The organism is Myxococcus sp. NMCA1 (assembly GCF_026810205.1).
In the GTDB taxonomy this organism is placed as follows: Bacteria; Myxococcota; Myxococcia; order Myxococcales; family Myxococcaceae; genus Myxococcus; species Myxococcus xanthus_A.
Window position 1 is genome coordinate 1133122 of sequence record NZ_CP113950.1, and the last position, 19389, is coordinate 1152510.

The 19389-nt window shown below is 70.0% G+C and carries 14 protein-coding genes and 1 riboswitch; of the genes, 5 read left to right on the plus strand and 9 right to left on the minus strand.

Going from position 1 to position 19389, the window contains the following annotated elements:
* Position 1: 1 nt before the first annotated feature.
* The gene (locus OZ403_RS04925) at positions 2-829 is read right to left on the minus strand and encodes a TIGR02266 family protein (protein ID WP_140797326.1); all 828 of its coding nucleotides are present in this window, start codon (positions 827-829) and stop codon (positions 2-4) included.
* 215 nt (positions 830-1044) lie between these two features.
* Here OZ403_RS04925 and cglD point away from each other — a divergent pair, with 215 nt between their 5' ends.
* Positions 1045-4443 (plus strand): adventurous gliding motility lipoprotein CglD, encoded by a 3399-nt coding sequence (gene cglD, locus OZ403_RS04930; protein ID WP_268784849.1) that lies wholly within the window; start codon positions 1045-1047, stop codon positions 4441-4443.
* Positions 4444-4559: 116 nt separating this feature from the next.
* Here cglD and OZ403_RS04935 read toward each other — a convergent pair whose 3' ends face one another.
* The 8 genes from OZ403_RS04935 to thrA all read right to left on the minus strand — a co-directional run bounded on the left by OZ403_RS04935 (position 4560) and on the right by thrA (position 14962).
* Complete coding sequence (locus OZ403_RS04935; protein WP_268783600.1) at positions 4560-6335, minus strand: M14 family metallopeptidase; 1776 nt, start codon at positions 6333-6335, stop codon at positions 4560-4562.
* 31 nt (positions 6336-6366) lie between these two features.
* Complete coding sequence (locus OZ403_RS04940) at positions 6367-7302, minus strand: MBL fold metallo-hydrolase (protein WP_140787760.1); 936 nt, start codon at positions 7300-7302, stop codon at positions 6367-6369.
* Between the two features lie 99 nt (positions 7303-7401).
* A complete protein-coding gene (locus tag OZ403_RS04945; RefSeq protein WP_268783601.1) occupies positions 7402-8235 on the minus strand; it encodes a MetQ/NlpA family ABC transporter substrate-binding protein in 834 nt (277 codons plus the stop codon).
* 39 nt (positions 8236-8274) lie between these two features.
* The gene (locus OZ403_RS04950) at positions 8275-8946 is read right to left on the minus strand and encodes a methionine ABC transporter permease (RefSeq protein WP_268783602.1); all 672 of its coding nucleotides are present in this window, start codon (positions 8944-8946) and stop codon (positions 8275-8277) included.
* The gene (locus tag OZ403_RS04955) at positions 8939-9931 is read right to left on the minus strand and encodes a methionine ABC transporter ATP-binding protein (RefSeq protein WP_268783603.1); all 993 of its coding nucleotides are present in this window, start codon (positions 9929-9931) and stop codon (positions 8939-8941) included. Before OZ403_RS04955 ends, OZ403_RS04950 begins: the two co-directional genes overlap by 8 nt.
* A gap of 340 nt (positions 9932-10271) precedes the next feature.
* Positions 10272-11402 carry a trans-sulfuration enzyme family protein gene (locus OZ403_RS04960; RefSeq protein WP_268783604.1) on the minus strand — a complete coding sequence of 377 codons (1131 nt, stop codon included), beginning with the start codon at positions 11400-11402 and terminating at the stop codon, positions 10272-10274.
* The gene (locus OZ403_RS04965) at positions 11341-12441 is read right to left on the minus strand and encodes a PLP-dependent transferase (RefSeq protein WP_140797331.1); all 1101 of its coding nucleotides are present in this window, start codon (positions 12439-12441) and stop codon (positions 11341-11343) included. The genes OZ403_RS04960 and OZ403_RS04965 overlap by 62 nt, the downstream gene beginning before the upstream one ends.
* A 25-nt stretch (positions 12442-12466) precedes the next feature.
* Positions 12467-14962, minus strand: a complete 2496-nt coding sequence (gene thrA / locus OZ403_RS04970; RefSeq protein WP_268783605.1) for a bifunctional aspartate kinase/homoserine dehydrogenase I — start codon at positions 14960-14962, stop codon at positions 12467-12469.
* A gap of 299 nt (positions 14963-15261) precedes the next feature.
* Positions 15262-15384: riboswitch (SAM-I-IV-variant riboswitch) on the minus strand.
* 181 nt (positions 15385-15565) lie between these two features.
* Here thrA and OZ403_RS04975 point away from each other — a divergent pair.
* The 4 genes from OZ403_RS04975 to OZ403_RS04990 all read left to right on the plus strand — a co-directional run bounded on the left by OZ403_RS04975 (position 15566) and on the right by OZ403_RS04990 (position 19377).
* The gene (locus OZ403_RS04975; RefSeq protein ID WP_140787773.1) at positions 15566-16162 is read left to right on the plus strand and encodes an RNA polymerase sigma factor; all 597 of its coding nucleotides are present in this window, start codon (positions 15566-15568) and stop codon (positions 16160-16162) included.
* A 167-nt stretch (positions 16163-16329) separates the two neighbouring features.
* The gene (locus OZ403_RS04980; RefSeq protein ID WP_174259986.1) at positions 16330-17253 is read left to right on the plus strand and encodes a GIY-YIG nuclease family protein; all 924 of its coding nucleotides are present in this window, start codon (positions 16330-16332) and stop codon (positions 17251-17253) included.
* Between the two features lie 144 nt (positions 17254-17397).
* A complete protein-coding gene (locus tag OZ403_RS04985) occupies positions 17398-18225 on the plus strand; it encodes an MbnP family copper-binding protein (protein ID WP_237078054.1) in 828 nt (275 codons plus the stop codon).
* 12 nt (positions 18226-18237) lie between these two features.
* Positions 18238-19377, plus strand: coding sequence for an MbnH family di-heme enzyme (locus tag OZ403_RS04990; RefSeq protein ID WP_268783606.1), 1140 nt, complete (start codon positions 18238-18240; stop codon positions 19375-19377).
* The last annotated feature ends 12 nt before the right edge of the window (positions 19378-19389 follow it).

The following is a 19389-nucleotide window of genomic DNA, read 5'->3' on the forward strand; positions in this document are numbered from 1 at the left end:
TTCAGCCCACGCCACCCGCGAGGCTCGCCAGGTAGTCGTCCAGCGTCTGGGAGAAGGTGGCGTCGTCGTTGAGGAACGCCAGGCCCACGCCGCCCGTATACGGGTCGTCCACCACGTGGACCACCACCGCGTCGCCCTGCAGGCGTTCGCCGTTGGGCAGCTTCACGTCCACGGTGACGACGCTGTCGGGCAGGGGCCGGTGCGCGGTGCGCACGAAGAGGCCGCCGTTGGAGATGTTGAGGGCGTGCTCACGCACGAAGTCCAACTCGGTCCGGAACTCCATTTCCAGCTTCACGGCGAAGCGGCGCCCGCGACGCTGAGGCCCCTCCGGCGGGCGGACGAGCACCTGGTGAGGCTGGTTGCTGGGAGCGGGAGCAGGCGCCTCCACGGGCTTCGGGCTCGTTTGAGGCACGGAGGCCGCGGTGCCACCCACGGTGGGCCCCGCGGGACGCACGCTGCTGACGGGCAGCGTGGTCAGGTGCTGCTGCAACACCCGCGCCGCGGCAGAGCATTCGTCTCCCCGGTAGGTGGTGCCGCCCCCGAAGGCCGCCGCGCGAAAGGCATCTCGCTCCGCCTTGGGCAGACGCCACAGCTCCACGAAGGTGCCACCACTGCGCTTCGCATCCTCCGCGAGCCGCTCCACGGCGGAGCGTGGATAGCCTGGAGCCTCCACCTTCAATTCAATACCCGCTTCCTCCGGGCGCAGGGCCACCACGAGCTGGAGTGACTGCGCGGAGGTGAGCACCTCGCCAATCCCTTCCACCCAGGCTGCCACGCGCTCCGGGGGAGCCGAGCCATTCCATAATGCCGCAAGACCGAAGACGGGCACGGGCGCGACGATAGCCGAGCCCTTTCAACCCGCGAACCCCGTTTGCCAACAGCCTGAGCGCAATCCAGCCACATCACTGGACTGGGATCATCCAGACCCCGACTCAGAGTTGCCCCAGGGGAACAGGTACTCGGAAACTCCCGCGTTGTTCTCTATTATGGAAGTCTGCTTCGACTCACCCCCCACCTGGAGTCGGAGTCATGGAGTCAAAGACGATGCGCAACTCCCTGATGAGGTACTTCTCCTGCGCGTTGCTGGCAGCGTCGTTGCTGACTGGCTGCGGCGGTGGGAAAGACCCTGACCCCAATCCACAACCGAACACCGATGCTGGCCCCGGCGGTAACGGGGACGGCGGTACGGATGCCGGCCCGCTTGAAGAAGACGCGGGCGTGATTCCGGATCCGGACCCCGATCCGGGTGAGGTGCCCACGGATATCGATGACCCGGACAACTCGACGAAGGACTCCGACTGTGACGGCCTGACGGACGCGGAGGAGTTCGCGACCATCTATCCCGGCGGCGCGAAGACGAACCCCGGCCTGCGCGACACGGATGGCGACGGCATCCGCGACGGCGTGGAGGTGGGCCGCACCTCGAGCCCCGACCCCAGCTGCAACTTCCCCGGTGACCAGGACACGACCACGCGCACCTCGCCGGTGTTGGCGGACACGGACGGCGACGGCATCCCGGACGGTCTGGAGGACCTCAACCGCAACGGCCGGAGGGACCCGGGCGAGACGGACCCGAACGCCATCGACTCGGATGGTGACGGCCTGTCGGACGGTGCGGAGGACGCCAACCGCAACGGCGTGGTGAGCCCCGGTGAGACGGACCCGCGCAAGCGCGACACGGACGGCGACGGCCTGGATGACGGCCTGGAGTCGCGCACCGGCACCAACCCGCTCGCCCCGGATTCGGACGGCGACACCTGCAGCGACGGTGACGAGGACGTCAACCGCAACGGCATCGTGGACGGCAACGAGACGGACCCGCGCGTGGCGGACTGCGCCGCGTCGATTCCGGACGCCGACTTCGACGGCATCCCGGACTCGGTGGAGATTGCGACGGGCACGGACCCGAACAACGCGGACACGGACGGCGACGGCATCCAAGACGGTGTCGAGGACAAGAACCGCAACGGCCGCGTGGACGCCGGTGAGACGGACCCCCGACTGGCGGACACCGACTGCGACGGTCTCCAGGATGGCCCGGGCCGCAATGGCTTCCGCGGTGAGGACACCAACGGTAACGGCCGCGTGGACCCGGGTGAGACGGACCCGACCAACCCCGACACGGACGGTGACGGCCTGCTGGACGGCCTGGAGCTGGGCGTGACGACGGCGCAGGCGCCGCGTCAGAACTGTGGCTACGTGGGCGACGCGGACCCGACCACCACCACGTCCCCGACGAACCCCGACAGCGACGGTGACGGCATCCAGGACGGCGCGGAGGACGCCAACCAGAACGGTCGCGTGGACGAGGGCGAGCTGAACCCGAACGACCCCGCCGACGGCGCGGCCAACACGCCGGCGGGCCAGGCCTGCCGCACGACCAACCTGCGCACCGTCACCTTCAAGGAGGAGAACGGCGCGGACCTGCGGCTGGCGCTGCCCTCCACCTTCACGGACGCCAACCTGCGCACCATCCGCGATGGCAACAACGCGGTGGGCATCATCGGCTGGGACGCCACCAAGCAGGTGACGCTGATTGCGTACAAGCGCGGTCGCGTGGGCTCGTCGTCCAACCCCACGAATGACGAGGCGGGCATCCGCTCTGCGTCGTTCAACTCCGCCACGCGTGACTTCCAGCAGACCTTCAACACCTGGGACGGCTACGCCGCGCTGTCGGCGCGTTACGCCATGTCGGGCGGCGCGGACCTGAAGACGTTCACCAACACCCTGACCCGCTCGCTGGTGCCCGGAAGCACGGGAGAGCTGACGGGAACGGCCGGCATCACCGGGCCCTTCACCATGCAGGCGCAGTACGTGCACCGCTCCGACCAGAGCGTGGTGGTGGTGCTGGCCATCACCCCGACGTCTCGTTACAACGAGGCGGGCAGCCTCTTCACGACGGCGGACACGGCGGGTGGCTCGGCGCTGGCGCAGTTCGGTGACGCGGACGCGGTGCAGTGCGAGAAGTTCACCGTGCGGCAGGCGGTGGTGGACTTCATCTTCGTGGTGGACGACAGCGGCTCCATGGCCTCGTCGCAGCAGTCGCTGGCCAACGCGGCCTCGGCCGTGGCGGCCAAGCTGGCCAACGCGACGCTGGATTATCGGCTGGCGATGGTGAGCACCACCTATACCTATGGCAGTGGTTCGAACTCGGGGCTGCTGCGTGGCTTCACGCAGAACATCAACCAGTTCCGGGCATGGCTGACGCAGAACAGCACCTGCGGCAGCAACGGCCAGTGCACCACCGTCACCATCCCCGCGGGGACCCAGCCCACCACCTGTTCGTCCAACTCGCAGTGCTGGGTGGGGCAGAGCGGAAACGGCACGGAGCGTCCGCTGGAGGCCGCTCGCGCCGTCATCAACCTGTTGGCCTCACCCGGTGGCGGTGGCACGGCGGAGACGCGCTTCCGCGCGGGCGCCAAGGTCGTGGTCGTCATCCTGACAGACACGCGGGACCAGTCCAGCGGCACCATCGATACGTACAGCCAGTACTTCCTGGGCACGGGCAACGAGCCGGGGACGAACCGCAACCCGCTGAATCAGCCCATCGACGTGCACGGCATCCTCTGCCCGCATGAGAACGCCACCAACGACACCAGCACCTGGTGCCAGACCCAGGAAGACCCCCGGAACCCGCGGCACCTGGACATCATCCAGGCCACTGGCGGCGTGTACGGCAGCATCCGGGACTCGAACGCCATCACCACCACCATCAACGCCATCATCGACAGCGTCATCGCGTCGGTGGGTTACCGGACGCAGAAGCCGCCCATCGGCGCCTCGCTGAAGGTGGCCATGGACGCGGTGGCGAACGCGTCGCAGTGCCCCACGCCGGGAGACCTGCCACGCAGCCGTACTCACGGCTTCGACGTGGACGGCATCAGCCGCGCGGTGTCCTTCTACGGCGGGTGCCGCCCGCAGAACGCGGGGACCACCCAGGCGGCGCTGTCCTACCGCTACTGGACGGACCGCACGACGAACCCGAACGGCATCCCCGCGCCGTGCGCGGCGGACCCGTACCACGACCCGAACGACCCGGACTTCTGCGAAGGCAAGCTGACGTGCAACCGCACCACGGACCAGTGCGAGTGCCCGGCGGACTGCGGCGGCGGCGGTGACCCGGGCCAGGTGTGCAACACGGACCCCTCGGTGTGCGCCTTCACCTGCGCGCCGGACTGCGGCGGCACGTGCGGCACCTACGAGACGTGCAACACGGACACCTGCTCGTGCTCGTGCGTCCAGTCGGCCACCTGCGCGCCGGGCTTCAAGTTCGACTCGAACGCGTGCGGCTGCGTGTGTGACACCGGGGCGCTGAACTGCGGTGACCGGTACCAGGCGGACCCCAACACGTGCGCCTGTGCCTGTAAGTCGGACTGCGGCGGCTGCGGTCCGAACTCGGTCTGCAACCAGAGCTACTGCGCCTGCGAAGGCATCATCGGTTGATGATGCGGAAGCGCTCCGGCCTTCGTTGAAGAAGGAGGCCGGAGTCAGCAGGGCTGAAAGAAAAACGCCCCGGGGCCTGCTGGCTCCGGGGCGTCTTCATTTCATGGCCAGGCTTCCTACGGCTTCGCGGGCTTCACCGCCGCCAGCCCCTGGGGCGCGGCCTGGATGCGCAGCACGGGGTAGACGCGGAGCTGGACGTCGCGGGCCGGGTGGCGCTCATAGAAGAAGCGCAGGCGGGCGCGCGCGTCCTTGGCGAAGGCCGGGTCCTTCAGCTTCGCTTCCCACTCCGCCTTCACCGAAGCGTCCTTCGCGAGCAACTCCCGTGCGAAGGGCTCCAGCACGTAGTCCTCCACGTACTCCTTCTGCTCGAAGTGGGCGTTGAAGAAGCCCCAGGACAGCAGCGAATCCGGCCCCGTGGGCTCAAACAGGTGCGCGACCAGCTCCACGCCCTCCTGCGCCACCGGCACGTACAGCGTACCCGCGGGAATCTGCTGCGTCTGGGGCTCCCACGCGCCCTTCACGTTGAGCGTCTGCCGGTTCTCCACGGACTGGATGCTCCACTTCGCCTCGGTGGCGCGGAAGCTCTCCACCGCCGCGCTGGCCACGGGCTTGGAGAGGCGCTGCGAGCGCAGGCCGTGCGCGGCCAGCTTCGCCTCCACCCAGGCGGCGTGCGCGGGCGGCACCAGGTAGCCACCCGCGGGCAGCGAGGCGGTGAGCGCGGGCTGAATCTCCTCGAAGTAGGGCACCTTCCAGATTTGGGGCTTCGTGTCGTCGTAGCGAATCCACGTCTGGCCGGACACGTCGGAGGCGCCCCGCTCATAGGCGTAGCCCCGGAAGTCGATGGTCCGCTTCTGCTCCGTGTTCTTCCACGCGAGGACCACCTCGCGCGTCTTGCCGGCCGCGTCCGCCGCGTCCGCCGCCTTCACCGCCGCGCGCAGGGCGGCGCCGTCACGAGCCACCAGCCGCAGCAGGCTGGCCACGATGTTCCGCGTGGCCTTCACGCGCTCCGCATAGGGCTTCCACGAGTGCGTCTCCACCAGCACGCCGAAGCGGCGGTTCGCGGCCCAGTAGGCGTGGCTGAAGCGCGGCGGCGGCACGCCGTAGGCGAAGCCGGAGCTGGGGTCATCGTCCTCGATGAAGGACGGGTAGAAGGGCACGGGCAGGTGCTGCTGTGACTCCAGCTCGGTGAAGAGCTCCTCGCGCAGCTTCACGCCCAGCTCGCGCAGCGCGGCCGGCCCGGACTTCTGCGGCTCGATGCCCACGGACACGTCATGCTCGAACTTGGCGCCGTTGGTGGCGTGCAGGTCGGCGTAGACGAGCGGGTCCCACGCGTGGAGGTACTTCAGCAGGGCCACCATCTCTGGGGCCTCCGCCTTGGCGTAGTCGCGGTTGAGGTTGAGGTTCTGCGCGGTGGCGCGCCAGCCCATCTCCTCGGGGCCATTTTGATTGGGACGGTGGTTGGGGCCGAAGCGCTCATGGCCGTCCACGTTGAAGACGGGGACGAAGACGGCGGTGACGCGCTTGAGGACGCCGGGCTGCTCCTTCCCGGCGAGCAGGTCGCGCAGCAGCCAGAAGCCAGCGTCCTTGCCGTCAATCTCACCGGAGTGGATGCCGCCCTGGAAGAAGACGACGGGGCGCTGCTTGCGCGCCGCGGCGGCGGGCGTGAGGGTGCCATCCGCGCTGGCGACCAGCGCGAGCAGCGGCCGGCCTTCCGGCGTGGTGCCAATCGTGTCGCAGCGGACCTTGCCGGGGAACGCCTTGGGGAAGGCGCGGCAGAGGGACTCCACTTCCGGGTAGCGGCCCGTGCGCGTCCAGCCGCTCTGTTCGGAGACGGTGGTGAGGGACGACGGTGCCTGATGCAGCGTCATGGCGAGGAGGGTGGGCAGGAGCATGCCCTTCCCACAACATAGCCCCTGGTGGGTTTCAACCGCGGCGCACGGTGAGTGTTCCACCTACCGGCAGCACTTCGACGCGCTCACGCGCCAGGCCCCGCCGGGTCCACTCCGCGTCCAGGCGGCGGGGCGGCTCGTCGAGTGGCTCGTCGGTGAGCTTGAAGGTGCCCCAGTGCATGGCCAGGAAGCGCGCGGCGCCCAGGTCCTCGAAGGCCTGCACGGCTTCCTCGGGGTTCATGTGCTGACGGCGCATGAACCAGGCCGGGTCATACGCGCCAATGGGCAGCATCGCGGCGTCGATGCCCGGGTAGCGCAGGCCAATCTCCTTGAAGCCCTCGAAGTAGGCGGTGTCGCCGGAGTGGAAGACGCGAGCGCTGGAGCCTTCGATGACGAAGCCGCCCCAGAGCATCTCGTTGACGTCGTTGAGGCCGCGGCGGCTCCAGTGCTGCGAGGGGACGAAGTGCACCGTGACGGCGCCCACCTGCGTGGAGCGCCACCAGTCCAACTCCGTGACGTCCAGGCCCGAGCCCCTGAACACGGGCGCATGGCCCAGGCCGGTGACGATGGGGGCGCCCACCTGCTCCAGCGTGGGCAGGTCCAGGTGGTCGTAGTGGTTGTGGGAGACGAGGCTGGCGGTGATGGGCGGCAGCTTCTCCACCGGGACGCCCGGCGGCACGTTGCGCCGGATGACGCCGCTGATGGCATCGCGCAGCACCGGGTCGATGAGCAGGGACAATCCGTCCAACTGCACGAGCCAACTCGCATGCCCCAGCCACGTCAGCCGGGCGCCTTCGCCTGGCGCGGGCGGCGTGGCGAGCAGTGCGAGGTCGGGCTCCACGCGGGGGACCTCTGCACGGGCCGGGGACTTGCGGCGGCGGCCGGCGAGCTTGTCGGCCACGGCCCACTTGAAGACACTGCTGAACGGCTGCGGCCCGCTGCCATCGAGGTTCTTGAACCGCAAGGCCATTGTGCTCGCTCCCTCGTCTAGCGGGGCTGGGAGGGCCCCGCGCGCGTGCCCCTGTCATGCTCGGACCGGGCACGGCGCGCAAGCAAGACGTGGCGTCCGTCAGAAGGCGGGCACCACCGCGCCGCCGTAGGTGGACTCGATGTAGCGGCGCACCTCGTCGGACTGGAGCGCCTTCACCAGCGTGCGCACCTCGGCGCGCTGCTCGTCGCCCTGACGCACGGCGAGCACGTTGGCGTAGGGGTTCTCCCGCGCGGCCTCACGCGCCAGCACCTTCGCGTCCAGCTTCAGGTGCTTCTGGGCCTCCAGGAAGTAGTTGCCGTTGATGACGGCGGCGGCCACGTCCTCCAGCGTGCGGGGCTGCTGCTCCGCATCAATCTCCCGCAGGTCGAGCTTGCGTGGATTGCCCACCACGTCCCGCACCGTCGCCGTGGCGCCCGCGCCCTCGCGCAGACGCAGCAGGCCCTGGGCTTCGAGCAGGCGCAGCGCCCGCGCGAGGTTGCTGGGGTCGGCGGGGAGCGTCACCTGAGCGCCCTCCGGAAGCTCCGCGAGCTGACGGAACTTCGTGGAGTAGAGCGCCAGGGGCTCCAGGTGCACCGGGCCGGCGCTGGTCAGCGCGAGCTTCCTGTCGCCAGCGAAGCGCTCCAGGTAGGGCTCGTGCTGGAAGTAGTTGGCATCGAGGTGTTTGTCCGCGAGCGCGATGTTCGGCTGGACGTAGTCGGTGAACTCCACCACGTCGACGCGCACGCCCTCGCGCAGAGCCACGGCGGCGGCGGCGCGGAGAATGTCTCCGTGGGGCACCGGGTTGACGCCGACCTTCAACGTGCGGGCGCTGGAAGACTCGCCCGAGGACGCCTCCTGCTTCTGGCAGGCCGTGAGCAGCAGCGTCACGGAGAGCAGCAGCGGGGTGAGCAGGGAACGAGAGGGGGACTTCATGTCAGAAGACTCCAGGGACAACGGGAAGGAGAGGGCGCGTCAGCGCGACGAGCGCGCGCGGGTGTGGTCGAAGCGGGAGGCCAGCGCGTCACCCAGCCATTGGACGAGCTGCACCAGCACCAGCAGCACCACCAGGCAGCCCAACATGACGTCGGTGCGGAAGCGCATGTAGCCGTACTTCACCGCGAGGTCGCCCAGGCCACCGCCGCCCACCGCGCCCGCCATGGCGCTGTAGCCCAGCAGGCTGATGATGACGAGCGCGGTGCCGCGCACCAGGGACGGCAGCGCCTCCGGGATGAGGACCTGGAAGACGATGCGGCGGTGGGTGGAGCCCATGGCGATGGCGGCCTCCACCAGCCCGGCATCCACTTCCCGGAGGCTCTGCTCGACGACGCGGCCCATGAAGGGAATGGCCGCCACCACCAGGGGAACAATGGCGGCGGTGGTGCCAATGGTGGTGCCCACCAGCAGGCGGGTGAGCGGGACGATGGCCACCATGAGGATGATGAACGGGACGGAGCGGCCCACGTTGACGAGGGTGCCCAGCACCCGGTTCAGCACCGGACGCTCCCACAGTCCACCGCGGTCCGTGACGACCAGCAGCACGCCCAAGGGCAGGCCCGCGAGGAGGACGAGCGCCGCGGCCACGGACGTCATGTAGAGCGTCTCACCGGTGGCCACGCCCAGCAGGCGCGGAAGCTGGCTATCCATGTGCGGCCTCCTCGGGCGTCAGTCCCTGCTCACGCAGGTAGGCGAGTGCCTGGCTCACGGCGTCAGCGGAACCCTGGAGGTCGACGAGGAGCCTGCCCACGCGGGTGTTGCCCACGCGCTCCATGGCGCCTTCCACCAGCAGGGCGTCCACGTCGAACTGGCGCGCCAGGGTGCCCAGGAGGGGCCGCCGGGCGTGCTCGCCCGCGAGCGTCAGCGCCACGCGGCGGCCCGAGGGCGCGTCCGTCGGTGGGGCGAAGGCTGGGAAGCACAGTTGATGCAGCCGGGTGCTGGGATGGGCGAGCAGCTCCGTCACCTTGCCCTGCTCCACGAGCCGTCCCCGCTCCAGCACCGACGCCGAGTCGCAGATGGCCTTCACCACGTCCATCTGGTGGGTGATGAGGAGCAGCGTCACGCCGAGCTTCTGGTTGATGTCACGCAGCAGCCCCAGCACCGAGCGCGTCGTCTCCGGGTCCAGCGCGGAGGTGGCCTCGTCGGACAGCAGGACGCGAGGCCGGGGCGCCAGCGCCCGCGCGATGCCCACCCGCTGCTTCTGTCCGCCGGAGAGCTGCGAGGGGTAGGCCTGCGCCTTGTCGGACAGTCCCACGAGCGACAGCAGCTCCTCCACGCGCTCGCGGATGGCCTCGCGTGGGGCGCCCGCCACTTCCAGTGGGTACGCGACATTCGCCGCCACCGTCTTCGAGCCGAAGAGGTTGAAGTGCTGGAAGATCATCCCGATGCCCTGGCGTGCCTTGCGCAGTGCCTCCGGACTGAGGGCCAGCAAGTCCTGTCCGTCGACGTAGACGGAGCCTTCGGTGGGGCGCTCCAGGAGGTTGGCGCAGCGGATGAGCGTGGATTTGCCGGCGCCGCTCTGTCCCAGCACGCCGTGGATTTCACCGGCCTCCACCCGGAGCGACACGTTCCTCAGCGCCGCGACCTCCCGCCCGCCGGCCGTGTAGACCTTGCTGACTCCGCGAAACGCAATCACGGCGTGGCGCTCCGGTTGGGCGTGGCTCGCGCGGGCCCAGGGGGCCGCTGCTCATTCGTGTCCGGGGTGCCGCGCATGGACTGCTCCTGGGGACTGCGGAGGTGGGACGGGGGCTCGCGCGAGGTGCGCGAAGGACGGCCCGTGCCTGGACGAAGCAGGCAACGGGCCGGGCCGGGAGGAACGTCGGTTCGTTTCGTGAGGGAGGCTCAGCGCGCGCGAACGGACGGACCCGTGGGGGCATGACAACACATGCCTCCGCGACAGAATCCGAACATGGCGCAACCAGCGAGCATCGGTGCAGACAGGTAATGGAGCCGACGCGGCATGTCAACCTGGCGGCCTACGCCGCCACGCGGCCTGCCTGCGTGAATGCCCGCCCGAAGTCCTCTTGCAGGTCCTCCAGGTCCTCCAATCCCACCGAGAAGCGGATGAGTCCGTCGGTGATGCCCCGGCGCTCCCGCTCGGCGGCGGGGACGGAGGCGTGGGAGTGTCGAGCCGGAACGGTGATGATGCTCTCCACCGCGCCCAGCGACACGCCCAGCAAGGGCAGCTGGAGCGATTCCACGAAGGGCGCCGCCAGCGTGTCCTGGGCCAGCCGGAACGACACCACCGCGCCCGTGCCTGGATAGAAGACCCGCCGCACCTCCGGCCGCTCGGTGAGCCACTTCGCCAGGGCTCCCGCCGTGCGCACCTGCCGCTCCAGGCGGACCTGCAGCGTCTTGATGCCCCGCTGGAGGAGGAAGCAGTCCTGGGGGCCCAGCACCGCGCCCACCGCGTTCTGGAGGAAGCCGAGCTCCTGCGCGAGCGCGGGCGTCTTCACCACCACCGCCCCGGCGACGACGTCACTGTGGCCGCCGAGGTACTTGGTGGCGGAGTGGATGACGATGTCCGCGCCCTCGGTCAGCGGACGCGAGAGGGCCGGGGACAGGAACGTGTTGTCCACGATGAGCAGCGCCCCATGCGCCTGGGCCACCCGCGCCATCGCGGGAATGTCGGTGCGCTTGAGGAAGGGGTTGCTCACGCTCTCCACCAGCAGCGCCCGCGTGTTGGGGCGGAGGGCGGCGCGCACGGCGTCCGGGTCGCTGGTGTCCACGAAGGTGGCCTGCAGGCCGAAGCGGCTGAAGACGCGTGTGAGCACCCGGTAGGTGCCGCCGTAACAGTCGTCCGTCACGACGACGTGGTCCCCCGCGCTGAAGAGCATCAGCACGCTGGACACGGCGGCCATGCCAGAGCCGAAGGCAAAGGCCGCGTGGCCTTCGTCCAGCGCCGCGAGCACGCCCTCCAGGGCCTTGCGCGTGGGGTTGCCGGAGCGCGCGTAGTCGAACTCGCCGGGCGTCTCCAGGCCCGGCTGGTCGAACATGGACACCTGGTAGATGGGGACCGCGGCGGCGCCCGTGGTGGGGTCCTGCTCATGCCCCGTGTGCAGCAAACGGGTCGCGAAGCGCGTGGGCCAGGTCGGCGATGATGTCATGGGAGTCCTCGATTCCTACGGAGAGCCGGAGCAGCCGGTCGGAGATGCCCAGCGCCTCCCGGCGCTCGGCGGGGATGTCAGCGTGGGTCTGCGTGGTGGGGTAGGTGATGAGCGTCTCCACGCCGCCGAGCGACTCGGCGAAGAGACACAGCTGCACGGACGCGAGCACCTGGGGCACCAGGGCCGCGTGGGCGACGGTGAAGGACAGCATCCCGCCCACGCCGGGATAGAAGACGCGCTCCACGCCCGGGTGGGCGCGCAGCCACGCGGCCACTTCCCGCGCGTTGGCCTGGTGCCGCTCCATGCGCAGGGCCAGCGTCTTCAGGCCGCGAATCACCAGGTACGCGTCCTGCGGACCGAGAATCGCGCCGATGCCGTTCTGGAGGTACGCGAGCCGCTCGCCCAGCGCCGCGTCCTTGACCACCAGCGCGCCCGCGACGACGTCGTTGTGTCCGGCCAGGTACTTCGTCGCGCTGTGCACGACGATGTCCGCGCCCAGCTCCAGCGGGCGCTGCAACCACGGCGTGAGGAAGGTGTTGTCGACGATGAGCAGCACCCCGGCCTTGCGGGCAATGGCCGCCAGTTCGGAGATGTCGGCGGTGCGCATCATCGGGTTGGTGGGCGTCTCCACGACGATGGCGCGGGTGTTGGGGCGCAGCGCGTCCCGCACGGCGCCAGGCCGGGAGGTGTCCACGAAGGTGCAGGGGACGTGGAGGATGCGGTCCACCAGCCGGTAGGTGCCGCCGTAGAGGTCCTCGGTGAGGAGGACGTGGTCCTCCGGGCCGAAGAGCTGGAGGGCGCAGTGCAGCGCCGCCATGCCGGAGCTGAAGGCCAGGCCCCGGCTGCCGCCCTCCAGTTGCGCCAGCGCATCCTCCAGCGCGGAGCGGGTGGGGTTGCGTGTGCGCGAGTAGTCGTAGCCGGTGGACTGCCCGAGCGCGGGGTGCTGGAAGGTGGCGGATTGGTAGATGGGGACGGCGACCGCGCCGGTGGTGGGGTCGCGGCGCACGCCGGCGTGGACGAGAGCGGTGGCGAGTTTCATGAGGTGGGCCCTTTCGGTGGCGCGCTCAGCGGCCGCGCAGCGTCTGGGAGATGCGGAGGATGTCCGCCAGCACGCCGGACGCGGTGACGGCGCCGCCCGCGCCCGCGCCCCGGACGGTGAGCGGGAAGTCGCTGTGGCGGGTGGTGGTGAAGGAGACGAAGGACTCGGAGCCGCGGAGGTCCGCCGCGGGGTGGCCCGCTTCGACGCCTACGGGGCCCACGCGGATGACGGGGCTGCCCGTGCCCGCCTTCGATGGGTCGATGCGTGCCAGGTAGCGCAGCACGGTGCCGGCGTGGCGGCAGCGGGCCACACGCTCCGCGTAGGCCGCGTCCTGCGTGGCGAGCACCTGGAAGAACGAGTCCACGCTGGCGCACTCATCCGTGGCGACGAAGGGCTCCAGCGCCACGTCCGACAGGGAGAGCGGCAGGCCCAGCTCCCGAGCGAGGATGAGCGCCTTGCGCGCGACGTCCGTGCCGCTCAGGTCCTCGCGAGGGTCCGGCTCCGTGAAGCCGCGCTCCCGGGCGGTGCGGACGGCCCGGGACAGGGGCACGCCGGCCGTCAGCTCGTTGCAGATGAAGCCCAGGCTGCCGGACAGGGACGCGGTGATGAGGCGAACGGTGTCACCGGTGCGCACCAGGTTCGCCAGCGTGTCGATGACGGGCAGGCTGGACGCCACCGTCGTCTCGTAGTGGTACGCGACGTGGTTGCGGCGCGCCGTGTCCACCAGCGCTTCGCGGGCCTCCCACGGCAGCGCCAGCGGCTTCTTGTTGGCCGCCACCACGTGGATGCCGCGCTGGAAGGCCTCCGTGTAGAGCGCCTCCAGCCCGCCCGCGGCGGTGCAGTCGACCAGGATGGGGACGGGCAGCCGCCGGAGTGCGTCCAACACGGGGACCAGGGTGCGCGCCTGGGGCGCCTCGGGCGTCACGCCTTCGAGCCTCGCCTCCACGCCGTCGAGCGCGAGCCCCGCGGCGTCGAAGAGCGCGCGCTTGCTGTCCGCCAGCCCCACGACGCGCAGCGCGATGCCGTGCCTGTCCCGGAGCAGCGCCTGCTGGGCGTGCAGCTGGGCCAGCAGTTGTCCGCCCACCGTGCCTCGGCCGAGGACGAAGAGGCTCACCTGCTGATGGGCCAGGTTGAAGGCCGCGTGCGTGGTGCGCGCGGCGATGGCGGTGTCCGCCGCGTCGACGACGCACGAAAGGGAGCGGGAGCTGGCACCCTGGGCGCTGGCGCGCACGTTGACGCCCACCGCGCCCAGCGCGCTGAAGAAGCGCCCGGCCACGTTGACGCCGTGGCCCATGGCCTCCGCCACCAGCGTCAGCAGCGTCACCGGCTGGCGGACCTCCAGCGGTTCCACTTCGCGGCGTGACAGCTCCAGCGCCAGCTCGGCGGCGAGCACGGACCGCGCGTGCTCCGCGTCGGGGCGAGGCACGACGACGGCCAGTGACTGGCCATTGGCGGACTGCGCGGTCATCCACACCGTGACGCGCGCTTCTCTCAGCGCGGCCAGCACGCGCTCCCCCAGTTGGAACTGGTCGGACAGCTTGCGCACCTCGATGCCGAGCAGCGCCAGGTCCTCGCGCGTCGCGATGCAGGCGGGACGTTGGCCGTCGCGCGAACCGATGGCGTCGATGAGCGTGCCCGGGTGCTCCGGCTCCATGGTGTTGCGGATGCGCAGGGAGATTCCGGACTCGATGAGCGGAATCATCGTGCGCGGGTGCAGCATGCGGGCGCCCACCGCCGCCAGCTCCAGGCCCTCGCCGTGGGTGAGGTGCGCCACGGGGTAGGCGTCCGTGACCAGCTCCGGGTCGGCGGTGTGCAGGCCGAGCACGTCCGTCCACACCGTGACTTCCGACGCGCCCAGGCCCTGCGCCACCAGCGCGGCGGTGTAGTCGGAGCCGTTGCGGCCCAGCGTGGTGGTGCGTCCATCCGGCGTGGCGGCGATGAATCCGGGGAGCACGGGCACCTCAACGCCCCACGTCTCCCGGGCGGCTTGGAGTCGCTCCCGCGTCCGAACCAGGTCCACCCGCGCCGCGCCGAAGCGGTCATCCGTCACCAGGAGCTGCCGCGCGTCACGGAAGGTGGCGGACGTGCCATGGGCCGTGAGCAGCTCCGCCAGCAGCGTGGCGGACACCAGCTCACCGAATGACAGCACCCGGTCTCTCGTGGGGGCGGAGCACTCTCGCGTGAGTGAGATGCCTTGGAGCAGCTGACTCAGCGGCGCGAAGAGCCCGTCGACACGCTCGGCCAGCGCGGTGGCTTGTCCGGGCGCCAGCGCCGCGGCGTTGGCCTTCGCGAGGTCGGCGATGCGCGTGGCCACCGCGAGCGCGCCTTCCAGGTCACCCTCGGTGGCGAGGCGGGCCGCGTCCAGCAGCCAGTCCGTGGTGTCGCCCATCGCGGAGACGACCACTGCCAGCGGGCCTTGCCGCGCGTGCGTGCCAATCAGTTCCACCACCTGGCGGAGCCGCGTGGGCGAGCCCACGGACGTGCCACCGAACTTCATCACCTGCAGGGACGTGCTGCTCATCGAAGAACCTCGAGGGGCCGGCGGGCCCTGCTGCGAAAGGGAAGGGCAGACGCGGCGCTCTGTGCCGGACACACGCCGGCCAGACGCGGCGCGCGAGCGCCCACGGAGGGAAGAAAGAAGGGGAGGAAGTCGGAGCCCTGGCGGACTAGTGCGTGCCGCCGGGCCAGCGCATTCGATGCGTGACGCGCGCGCGGCGAAGCACGGGCAACACGGGCGCGGCGGTCAACGGTGCGGGTGCGGAGCAGGTGGATGGAACCACGGAGGTCCTCTCTCACCGAAGCGGGAGGGAGCCCTCCGGCCTCGGACGCTTGGATTGCTCGGGGAGCCCCTGCTCCTCGAACCGCATCGTTTGGACACCTTGGAGGTCCGACTCCAGGTTGTCGGGCCACCGCGCGAGGCGGCGGCCGCTCTTGATGCTGCGGACGAAATAAGCGTGGACCCCGGTGTCTGTCAATGCCTCGTGTGGTTTCACTTCCGTCACGGCATCTTCCATTCACGTCAGGATTTGGCGGGAATGCCCGGTGCCCGGGGAGGATGCCGGCGTCAAGGCGTTGAAAACATGGGGCCGGAATGTGCAGATGACGGGTGGGAAAGGAGTGCGGCGTGACGGAGACCGGACAGCTGAGTGACGAGGTGGTGCGTGCGCTGGTGGACAACCACCGCCAGTTCCTCGCCTTCCTGGAGCGGCGCGTGGGCAGCCGCGCCATCGCGGAGGAAATCCTCCAGGCCGCGTTCGTGAGGACGCTGGAGAAGGGCGGCGCGCTGAAGGAGGGCGAGGGCGCGGTGGCGTGGTTCTACCGGCTGCTGCGCAACGCGCTGGTGGACCACTACCGGCGCCAGGCGGCGGAGGGGCGCGCGCTGGAGCGCGAGGCACAGGAGGCGGAGGGGGCCACGGTGGACACGGAGCTGAAGCAAGCCGTCTGCGCGTGCGTGGGTGAGCTGGTGCCCACGCTCAAGCCTGAGTACGCCGACATCCTGCGGCAGGTAGACTTGGAGGAGCGCGGTGTCCCGGACGTGGCGCGCGAGGCGGGCATCACCGCGAACAACGCGGGCGTGCGGCTCCACCGGGCCCGCCAGGCGCTGAAGAAGCAGTTGGAGCGAAGCTGCGGCAGCTGCGCCGCGCACGGATGCCTGGACTGCTCTTGCAAGCCGTCCCACCGGGCAGGCGGGGCCTTGGTGTCTGGCTCGACGGACGTCTGAAAGCGCTTGCACCGGGACGGTCCGCCTCGTTAACTCCCACCCAGGTGCCGAGGGGCGCCTGCCCGAAAAGACGACGTCACCCTCGCTTCTCTCCGCCGTTCGACAGTTCCAGATGAGTTCCTTCCACGGCCCACGAACGGGTGAGGGCCGACGCCAAGGGACTTTTCATGCGAACCGTCGTCTCCCTCCACGAATGCAAGGTCCGCGCGTCGCTCCTGCTCAAGGAGCTGGCCTCGACGGATGCGTCGCGCGCGGCCCGGGCAGCGGAGCGGCTGCGCGTCCTGCCCGGCTTCGCGGGACTGCCCTTGGGCGAGGTGCTCGCGCGGAAGGATTCGGTACAACGCAAGCATGCGCTGGCCGTCATCGCGCGTGAGCAGGGGCACGCCACCTGGGTCGACCTGAAGCAGGTGCGTGAGCTCGACTTCGAGCACCTGCTCGCCCACGTGGGCGGCGCCCACCTCAACCGCTGGTTCTCTTCCTATGCGGAGGCCGCTGACTCCCTGCGGGCGCAGGGCGGCTTCCTCTTTCCGTTCCGCGAGCAGTTCTTCGTCTGCGAGGCCAGCCTCGTCGAGGCGCTCGGTGTCGACCCCGCGGACGCAGACTGGTCGTGCACGGGCCGCGACTGGATGGCGCCAAGGGACGGGGCCGCGCAGGCCCGGCTCGCCCAGCGGTTCGTCCGGCATTCGCCTTCCCACGCTTCAACTTCTCCAGACACGAGGTCTCCCATGTCCGCTGACTCCCGCCGCTCCGAACTGAAGCGTTCCTACCGGGAAGCACCGCCGCCCATGGGCGTGTACGCCGTGCGCTGCCTCGCCAATGGCAAGGTGCTGGTGGGCGCGAGCGCCAACGTCCAGGGCATGCTCAATCGCATCCGCTTCGAGCTGTCCACGGGCATGGATCGCCTGCCCACGCTGCTGGAGGACTGGAAGCGCTACGGGGCGGAGCGGTTCACCTTCGAGGTGCTCGACGTGCTGAAGCCTTCCGACGAGCCCGTGGTGGCGCCGGAGGAGGAGCTGAAGGTGCTGGAGGCGCTCTGGTTGGACCGGCTCAAGCCTTACGGCGACGCGGGCTACAACGTGCAAGGCGGCTGAGGGTGGTCGCCTGCTGCCCTCCATGGGGCAAGTACTGCGGCCTGTGGCAACTTGCCACGTTCTCCACCCGTCGGGATTGCGTTACGCGGAGACTCCATTCCAAGGGAGTCCGCCATGGTGTTCGCTCATCGTCGTGCCGTCCGTATGCTTCCCTTCGCGCTGCTGGGCGTCCTGGGCTGTGGCGATGACATGGAAGTCGCCATCCCCTTCGAGGCCCGGGTGGGCAGCGAGCCCTTCGCATGTGGCCGCACCTACACCGGGGTGGGGACGACGGGGACGACGTACGAGCCCATGGACCTGCGCGTGTACCTGCACGACGTCCGGCTCGTCACGGCTGAGGGCACCGAGGTGCCGCTGAAGCTCGAGCAGGACGCGCGGTGGCAGGTTGAAGGCACGGCGCTGCTCGACTTCGCGGACAAGACGGGCCTGTGCACCAACGGCACCCAGGCGACGAACCTGCGAATCACCGGCACGGCGCCCGAGGGCAACTACACCGGCCTGCGCTTCAAGCTGGGCGTGCCGGAGACGCAGAACCACCTCGATGTGTCTACGGCGCCCTCGCCGCTGAACGACACGAGCCTCTACTGGGGCTGGCGCTCGGGCTATCTCTTCACGCGCATCGAGGGCCGGACGACGGGACTTCCCGGAGGGCACGTCATGCACCTGGGGAGCACGGACTGTGCACCGCCGCCGGAGGGCCAGACGAACGGCACCGCGGGATGTACGTTCGGCAACCGTCCGGAGGTGGCCCTGGACTCGTTCGACCTGGCGTCTGGCAAGGTGGTGCTGGATTTGGGGGCGCTCTTCTCGGGCTCGAACCTGGATGAGAACGCGGCGGTGCCCAACACCTCCGTGGGGTGCATGTCGCAGCAGACGGACCCGGACTGCGCGCCCGTGTTCAGCCGGATGGGGCTGACGCACCGGAGCCAGGAGGGGGCACCGGGGCCGCAGGCGTTCATCAAGGCGGAGTAGGAGGGGGACGTCATGGTGTGGCGCGTGGGAAGACGAGCAGGGGTGCTGGCGGTGCTGGCCTGGCTGGGCGCGGGCTGTGGCGGCACGGACGGCGAGGCGGAGAGCTACGTGTGGAAGCTGCCCATGGGGTTTCCCACGCCGCGAGTGCCCGCGGACAATCCGATGACGGAGGAGAAGGTGCAGCTGGGCCGGAGGCTCTTCTTCGACGTGCGTCTGTCACGGAACGAGACGCAGTCCTGCGCGTCCTGCCATGACCCGGCGCGAGCCTTCACCGAGCCCTTGGTGACGTCGCAGGGCAGCACGGGCGAGACGCACCGCCGCAACGCCCAGGGGCTGGCCAACGTCGCCTATGCCACGAGTCTCACCTGGGCGAATCCCTCGCTTACGACGTTGGAGGCGCAGGCGTTGGTGCCCTTGTTCGGCAAGGAGCCGGTGGAGTTGGGCTTCGGTGACAGGGAAGAGGAGTTGCTCGGCCGGCTGCGCGCGGTCCCGGAACTGGCGGCGGAGTTCCAGCGCGCGTTTCCGGAGGCCGTGGAGCCCGTGTCCGTGGCCACGCTGACGCGGGCGCTGGCGTCGTTCCAGCGCAGCCTCATCTCCGGTAACTCCGCATATGACCGCTATGTGTATGGCAATGAAGTGGAGGCCATGACGCGGCAGCAGAAGCGGGGCATGGAGTTGTTCTTCTCGGAGCGGCTGGAGTGTGACCACTGCCACACCGGCTTCAACTTCCAGGACGCCACGGTGCACGAGGCGACGTCCGAGCCCATCCTGCCCTTCCACAACACGGGCCTCTACAACGAGAACGGCCAGGGCGCGTACCCTGCCGAGGACCCGGGCCTCATCGAGCTGACGGGCCGTCCCGAGGACATGGGCCGTTTCCGCGCGCCGTCCCTGCGCAACGTGGCCGTCACCGGGCCATACATGCATGACGGCAGTCTGGCCACGCTGTCGGACGTGCTGGACCACTACGCCGCGGGAGGACACGCGCGGCTGGTGAGCGGCGGCGAGACCAGTCCGCTGCAGAGTGGCTTCGTGAGAGGCTTCACGCTGACCGAGCAGGAGAAGGAAGACGTCTTGGCGTTCCTCGAGTCGCTCACCGACACGGAGTTCCTGACGGACCCGCGCTTCTCGGACCCGTCCACCGTGCCGTGAGGACCGCTGTGC